The 626-nt window shown below is 57.7% G+C and carries 1 protein-coding gene; it reads right to left on the bottom strand.

Features of this window, described 5'->3' with window-relative positions; all coding sequences use genetic code 11:
- Positions 1–140: 140 nt before the first annotated feature.
- Positions 141–578 (bottom strand): hypothetical protein, encoded by a 438-nt coding sequence (locus ACFMPD_RS17570; protein ID WP_380997364.1) that lies wholly within the window; start codon positions 576–578, stop codon positions 141–143.
- Between the last annotated feature and the right edge of the window lie 48 nt (positions 579–626).

Genomic DNA, 626 nt, shown 5'->3' on the forward strand with positions numbered 1-626 from the left:
ATCAATACTGCCGGTTTGGTCATGAATTCGCTCCCATATTGTTTGGCCAGAGCCGGCCTTGCCGGTGCGCTGGGGCCTTGCGGAAGCGTGTGTCGCCCCGCCGGCAGTCGCGGCACGATGCAGCTCTCAAGCCTTTTGTCTTACGCGCCGCGGATGTCGCTGAGGACCTTGTCGACCTGGCCCTTGACCGCCTCAAAGGCGCGCTGGTTGGCTTCGCGTGTGGCTTCGGACAGTTCGGTCATGATGCGCAGCGCCCGTTCCACGGATTGCTGATAGACTTCCTGAGCATCCTGGGTATTGCCCGATTTCAACTGCTCGGCGGCCTCTGCGGTGACGTCCTGAAAAATCTGCATCTGCTTTTCCAGAAGATCGCGATACGAAGCGGCGGCCTCTTGGTTGGCCTTGGCCATGGCTTCGAAATTGCCCTGGGCCTTCTTGATGGTCTCCTGCGGGTCGAATGGACCGCTGGTCGCGCCGAATTGCTCCATCATCGCCTTGGGGTCGAACATCTTGGAGATATTCGCGGGATCGAACATTTTCATGTATTCGCTGAAATCCGGGAATTTCTTGTCTGCCATTGGTTCATTTCCTTCATGTTGGGTCAAAATCGCCCGCGGCGCGTTTTG

Origin of the sequence: Sedimentitalea sediminis, assembly GCF_042687825.1 — a bacterium.
In the GTDB taxonomy this organism is placed as follows: Bacteria; Pseudomonadota; Alphaproteobacteria; order Rhodobacterales; family Rhodobacteraceae; genus Sedimentitalea.